The 6,202-nt window shown below is 64.5% G+C and carries 7 protein-coding genes; 3 read left to right on the top strand and 4 right to left on the bottom strand.

Going from position 1 to position 6,202, the window contains the following annotated elements:
- A partial coding sequence (locus EN943_RS15150) for an EAL domain-containing protein (protein ID WP_164778204.1) occupies positions 1-976 on the top strand: 976 nt, incomplete at its 5' end.
- Positions 977-1,099: 123 nt separating this feature from the next.
- Positions 1,100-1,741, top strand: a complete 642-nt coding sequence (locus EN943_RS15145) for a LysE family translocator (RefSeq protein ID WP_013528810.1) — start codon at positions 1,100-1,102, stop codon at positions 1,739-1,741.
- Positions 1,742-1,747: 6 nt separating this feature from the next.
- Here the strand turns inward: EN943_RS15145 and EN943_RS15140 are convergent, their stop codons facing one another.
- Genes EN943_RS15140 through rlmN form a run of 3 tightly spaced genes read right to left on the bottom strand, consistent with a single transcriptional unit; the run spans position 1,748 to position 3,908 of the window.
- Positions 1,748-2,227, bottom strand: coding sequence for a hypothetical protein (locus EN943_RS15140; protein WP_127413211.1), 480 nt, complete (start codon positions 2,225-2,227; stop codon positions 1,748-1,750).
- Positions 2,227-2,676: a hypothetical protein gene (locus EN943_RS15135; protein WP_127413209.1), complete on the bottom strand. Its 450-nt coding sequence runs from the start codon at positions 2,674-2,676 to the stop codon at positions 2,227-2,229. The genes EN943_RS15140 and EN943_RS15135 overlap by 1 nt, the downstream gene beginning before the upstream one ends.
- Positions 2,673-3,908 carry a 23S rRNA (adenine(2503)-C(2))-methyltransferase RlmN gene (gene rlmN, locus EN943_RS15130; RefSeq protein ID WP_127413207.1) on the bottom strand — a complete coding sequence of 412 codons (1,236 nt, stop codon included), beginning with the start codon at positions 3,906-3,908 and terminating at the stop codon, positions 2,673-2,675. The genes EN943_RS15135 and rlmN overlap by 4 nt, the downstream gene beginning before the upstream one ends.
- A 159-nt stretch (positions 3,909-4,067) precedes the next feature.
- Here rlmN and EN943_RS15125 point away from each other — a divergent pair, with 159 nt between their 5' ends.
- Positions 4,068-5,423 carry a chloride channel protein gene (locus tag EN943_RS15125; protein WP_127413205.1) on the top strand — a complete coding sequence of 452 codons (1,356 nt, stop codon included), beginning with the start codon at positions 4,068-4,070 and terminating at the stop codon, positions 5,421-5,423.
- 102 nt (positions 5,424-5,525) lie between these two features.
- Here EN943_RS15125 and EN943_RS15120 read toward each other — a convergent pair whose 3' ends face one another.
- A complete protein-coding gene (locus EN943_RS15120; RefSeq protein ID WP_056585679.1) occupies positions 5,526-6,029 on the bottom strand; it encodes an invasion associated locus B family protein in 504 nt (167 codons plus the stop codon).
- Positions 6,030-6,202: the final 173 nt, after the last annotated feature.

The following is a 6,202-nucleotide window of genomic DNA, read 5'->3' as shown; positions in this document are numbered from 1 at the left end:
TTTCGAGATCGCCGCCGGCGCCAGCATCGGCGTCGCGGTCTATCCGCGCGACGGGGCCGACCGCGAGCGGCTGGTCAGCAACGCCGATCTTGCCATGTACCGGGCGAAGAACGACGTCACGCGGGCCGTCTGCTTCTACGAATCCGCCATGGACGAGACGGCGCGGGCGCGCCGCGCCTTGGCCACCGACCTTCGCCAGGCGATCGACCGCGGCGAGCTTTCGCTTCACTATCAGGTGCAGACCTCGGTCCCGACCGGCGCGACCTGCGGCTACGAGGCGCTGCTGCGCTGGACCCATCCCGTGCATGGCATGATCCCGCCCGCCGAATTCATCCCGATTGCCGAAGAGAACGGCTCGATCATGGCGATCGGCGAATGGGTGCTGCGGACCGCGTGCCGGCAGGCGGCCTCGTGGGGCAATGGCCACAAGATCGCGGTCAATTTGTCGCCGGTACAGTTCGCCCATGCCGATCTCGCCAAGCTCGTCCATCAGATCCTGATCGAGACCGGGCTGTCGCCGAAACGACTGGAGCTGGAACTGACCGAATCGACGATCGTCGCCGACAAGGTGCGTACGCTGCATGTCCTGCGCCAGATCAAGGCGCTTGGGGTGACGATCGCGATCGACGATTTCGGCACCGGCTATTCATCGCTCGATACGCTGCGCTCGTTTCCTTTCGACAAGATCAAACTCGACCGCTCATTCATGGCCGACGTCGAGCGGAGCCCGCAGGCCAAGGCCATCATCCGGGCGGTGCTGACGCTGGGCCGCAGCCTCGACATTCCGGTGCTTGCCGAAGGCGTCGAGACGCATGTCCAGCTCACCATCCTGCAAGTCGAAGGCTGCAACGAGGCGCAAGGCTACTTCCTCGGCCGGCCCAAGCCGATCGACCAGATCACCGGGGACGCCAATATCCGCAACGATCAACTCGTCGCGGAGGAGCCGGCGAGGATACGGCTGAGCAGGCAGGCATAGGACGCCGCGGCCGCCGTCCAGCGAATGCCGTGCAGACGCCTGCTGGATCGAGATCGGGTCGCTGCTGTGTCTGGCATCGTCATGGCGCATCCTGTATAGGCTCCCAATCCCCTGGGGCCGCTCATGTCGTTCATTCCAGACACCACCACGCTGATCCAGTTCGCCATCGCCACGGTCATCCTGGCGATCACGCCGGGGCCGGACATGACCCTGTTCGTCTCGCGCACGCTGAGCCAGGGCCGTGCCACCGGCTTTGCCTCGATGGCCGGCGCGCTGTGCGGCACGCTGATCCACACCACGCTGGTAGTGGTCGGCGTCTCGGCGTTGATCGTCGCCTCACCGATGGCTTTCTTCGTGCTGAAGATCTTTGGCGCCGGCTATCTCGTTTTCCTGGCCTGGCAGGCAATCACCAGGGGCTCGGCCTTTTCGCCGGAGAAGAAGACAGGCCCCGAGATTTCGCTGTTGCGCAGCTGGGCGGCGGGCCTCGGCGTCAATCTGCTCAACCCGAAGATCATCCTGTTCTTCATGACCTTTCTGCCGCAGTTCGTCTCCGCGCACGATCCGAACGCACCGGGAAAGCTGTTTTTCCTGGGCACGATGTTCATCGTGCTGTCGGTCCCGGTGACGGTGCCGATGGTGCTGGCGGCGGAAAAGTTTTCGGCGGCGATGAAGGCCAGCCCGCGCGTCACGCGGGTGGTCGATTATCTCTTCGCCGGCGTGTTTTCCGCCTTCGCGCTCAAGATCCTGACGGCCCAGGCGAAGTAGGCGCCGTCATCCTGTCTGGCCATCCTCTTTTGAGCCTGGTTCGCCTTGCCACCAGCTTGCGGCCCAGCGCCCGGCGCTGAGCCAATAAAAGATACCACCGACCATGCCGCTGCCTATCACGGCCAGGATGGCGCTGGTGTCCCTGACGACGAAGGCGGTGTCATCGCTGTGGTCGGCAAGCCCGAGGAAAACACCGGCGACCACCGCGCCTGCCAGCGCATAGAACAGCCAGTCGCGCCGGCCCAGGATTTCGGCGAGCAGGATGACGACAGAGGCCGGCATCAGGGCGAAATAGGCGACGAACAGGGCGGCGACGGGAATTGAGAAATACAGGGAAGCCGTCGCCGTCGGGTGCGCATGGTCCGGCGTGTAGCCGAGCGATGCCAGCAACAGGATGTTGAGGAAGGCGCTCGCCGCCAGCGAGGCGACGGCATAGCCGAACAGGATGACGGTGAAACGGACGAGGTAGCCGACGAGACGCGCCATCAATCCCGGCCCAGAGTCTGTCGCGTGCCGGACCTGCGTCCGGCCAGAAGCCAGTAGACCGAACCAGCGGCGATGCCGGCGGTGGCGAGAAAACCCAGAAAGCCCGGATTGAAGACAAAGCTGCTGGCCGAGCGCGGCATGGATACGCCAAAGGCGATGGACGTGATCGCACCGGTGGCGGCGAAGTAGAACCATCCTCGAAGTGAAAACCGTTCGGCGACAAAGAGCGCCGGGCCGACGATCAACAGCGCGCCGATCATTACGGTCAACACGGCGAGCGGGAACGAGCCCAGCCAGTCGAAGGCGAAAATGATGGACCAGTTGCCGTCTTCGATGCCTTCCAGAAGAGCGATCAGCAGCACCGGCACCAGGATCGAGGTCAGCACGGCGGCGACATAGCCGACCGCCATGATGGCGAGGCGTCTTAGCCAGGCGAAGGGGCGGTTCACGCCTCGCCGTGCCCTGCTATCATCATCGCTTCCAGAGCCAGCCGGTCGACCTTGCGCATGCGCTCGGAGTCGGATTTGAGCTGGCCGCAGGCGGCGAGGATGTCGCGGCCGCGCGGCGTGCGGATCGGCGAGGCATAGCCGGCATTGTTGATGTAGTCGGCGAACTTCTCGATCGTCTCCCAGTCCGAGCACTGGTAATTGGTGCCCGGCCACGGGTTGAACGGGATCAGGTTGATCTTGGCCGGAATGCCCTTGAGCAGCTTGATCAGTCCCTTGGCGTCCTCGATGGAATCGTTGACGTCCTTCAGCATCACATATTCGAAGGTGATGCGCTTTGCGTTCGACAGGCCGGGATAGGCGCGGCAGGCGGCGATCAGCTCGTTGAGCGGATACTTCTTGTTGATCGGCACAAGCAAGTCGCGCAGATCGTCATTGGTGGCATGCAGCGAGATCGCCAGCATGACACCGATCTCCTCGCCGGTGCGGAAGATTTCCGGCACGACGCCGGAGGTCGACAGCGTGATGCGCCGCTTCGACAGGGACAGGCCGTCACCGTCGGAAGCGATCAGCAGCGCCTTCTTCACCGCCTCGAAATTGTAGAGCGGCTCGCCCATGCCCATCATGACGATGTTGGACACTTTGCGGCCTTCGGCCGGCACGATGGCACCGTCGGGCGTGTCGCGGTCAGGGAAATCGCCGAGCCGGTCGCGGGCGGTGAGCAGCTGGGCGAGGATCTCCTCTGCCGTCAGATTGCGCACCAGCTTCTGCGTGCCGGTGTGGCAGAACGAGCAGGTCAGCGTGCAGCCCACCTGCGAGGAGATGCACAGCGTGCCGCGACCCTCTTCGGGAATATAGACCGTCTCGATCTCGACCGGCCGGCCGGCGCCGCGCGGCGGGAAGCGGAACAGCCACTTGCGCGTGCCATCGGCGGAAATCTGCTCCTCGACGATCTCGGGCCTGGCGACGGTGAAGTGCTTGTCCAGTTCGGCGCGCAGATCCTTGGAAATATTGAACATGCCGGCGAAATCGGAGACGCCGCGCACATACACCCAGTGCCACAGCTGCTGGGCGCGCATTTTCGCCTGGCGCTCAGGCACAGTGCCTGATGCAACCAGAGCCTCGGCGAGTTCGACCCGCGTCAGGCCGATCAGCGACGGCTTTTCGGGCTGTGCCGAGCGGGCGCGCAACGCGTCACGGGCGCCGTCAATGGTAAGATCGAATGAAAGGGTCATGGTCTACGCCAATATAAGCGGTTTGCGGCCGATTTCACGCATCGTGCCGGAAAGGAAGCGCGGCGCATAGCACAGGTTGAGGGCAGAGTCATGGGTTGTGCCGGTTTAACCTCTGGCCTGCACGTGTTAGGGCTCGATACTCCCCGCTCGAGGACAGACATGGCCGGCACATCGCGAAGATATCCCATGCTGCGGCGTTCGCGCGCGATGTGGGGCTCACGGCGGGTGTGGCAGCCGCGCCTGGTGTTCTGGGCCGGGGCGCTTGGCATCGGTGTGATCAGCGTGCTGTTCGCAGTGCTGGCCGACAGGGCGCAGGAACTGTTTCACCTGATGACAGGAGACGCAGGCGGCTGGCGTTTCTATCTCCCGCTTGCCATTACGCCGTTGGGTTTCGTGCTGTGCGCCTGGCTTGCCCACACCTTCTTTCCTGGCTCGCAAGGCAGCGGCATTCCGCAGGCGATCGCCGCCCGCCATCTTCGCGACGACGAGGGCCGCGGCCACATCCTGTCCCTCAAGCTGGTGGTCGGCAAAATCATGCTCACCATCGTCGGCCTGTTCTGCGGCGCCTCGATCGGCCGCGAAGGTCCGACCGTGCAGGTCGGCGCGTCGCTGATGCTGCAGGCGGCACGCTGGGGCGGCATGGTGCAGGCGCGCGGCCTGATCCTGGCCGGGTCGGCCGCCGGGATCGCCGCCGCCTTCAACACGCCGCTGGCCGGCATCGTCTTCGCCATCGAGGAGATGGGTCGCACCTATGAGGCGCGCACCAACGGGCTGGTGCTGACGGCGGTGATCCTGGCCGGTCTCGCCTCGCTCGGCCTGCTCGGCAACTACACCTATTTCGGCGTCGCCAGGGACACGATCTCGTTTGCCGCCGAGTGGCCGCTGGTGCTTGCCTGCGGCATCATCGGCGGCGGGTTCGGCGCGCTGTTCTCGCTGCTGGCGTTGAAGGCGACGCGGCGGATCCGGCGCTGGAACACTGGGCAGCCTTTGCGGCGCGCCCTGATCGTGGCCGCAATCTGCGGGCTTGCGGTGGCGGTGATCGGCATCGCCTCGGGCGGGCTGACCTTCGGCACCGGTTACGTCCAGGCGCGGGGCGCCGTCGAAGGCACGCCGCTGCCGTGGTTCTTCTTTGCCGAAAAGTTCCTGGCGGGACTGCTGTCGATGATCTCGGGCATTCCGGGCGGCATCTTCGCGCCCTCGCTGGCGGTTGGCGCCGGCATCGGCAGCTCGCTCGGCCTCCTCTTCGGCGCCAGCACGGGGGCGGCGGCACTGCTCGGCATGGCCGGTTATTTCGCCGGCGTGGTGCAGGCGCCGATGACGGCCTTCGTTATCATCCTGGAGATGACCGGCAATCACGACAATGTCATCGCGCTGATGCTGGCCTCGATGCTGGGCTATGGCACGGCGCGGATGATCTCGCACGAGCCGCTCTACCACGCGCTGTCGCGCGTCTTCATCGCCGAGGCGATCCGGCGCCGCCGAGCGGAGGCCGGGCCGGGATCGGGGCAAGGCTGAAAGCAAAAAAGGCCGGACTTTGCGGCCCGGCCTTTCATTCAAAACGAACTGCGTGCTTGCACTCTTTTCATTCAAAACGAACTGCGTGCTTGCACTCTTTGTCTATTTGCACTTGGCAATCGACGTCAGCGCCGCCGAAATGCCCTTCAGCGAGAAGACATAGGAGGTGGGATTGCCGCGGCCGGACTTCGCCGTCACCTTCATGTCGGTGCCGGTCTTCATGGCGGCGATCAGCACCGGCTCCTCGGCGGCATTCTCGACCCAGGCCGATTTGCCGCGGGTGAACATCGAAAACGTCTTCTTGTCGATGGTCACGGTGGCCTTGGAGCCTTCCTGGAAGTTGTAGCCGGCGATGAATTGCGGCTCGTAGGAAACCTGCTGGCCGGGCCGCTGGCTGACGAAGAAGAACATGTCGCCGTGGTCGAGCGTAGGCGGCTGTTTGTCCGTCGGCACGGTCAGGACATAGCAGACCTTGCCGCCCGATGCCTGGTAGCTGTAGGTGCCCCAGGCATTGTGCTGGCCGATCTTGGTCGCCGACTGCGCCAGCGCCGGCGCTGCCACGGCCACCAGGACCAGGCTCGAAACTAGTGCAATCAATCCGCGCATCGCTTTTCCCGTATTCCAACTGGTGCGGAGGCAGGCCGGCTTGGCGTCCTGCCCGTCGCTTCATTTTGATTTAATCTGGGTTACCAAACGGTGAATTTCCGAAGAGAAAAGGACCCTCACCCGAGGAAACCGCCGCCATTCCCGCGCCGCCGCCTTGCGAGCGGGTGGCGCGA

The organism is Mesorhizobium sp. M7A.F.Ca.US.006.01.1.1 (assembly GCF_003997935.1).
Classification (GTDB): domain Bacteria; phylum Pseudomonadota; class Alphaproteobacteria; order Rhizobiales; family Rhizobiaceae; genus Mesorhizobium.
This window is presented reverse-complemented; position numbering and strand designations above follow the sequence as displayed.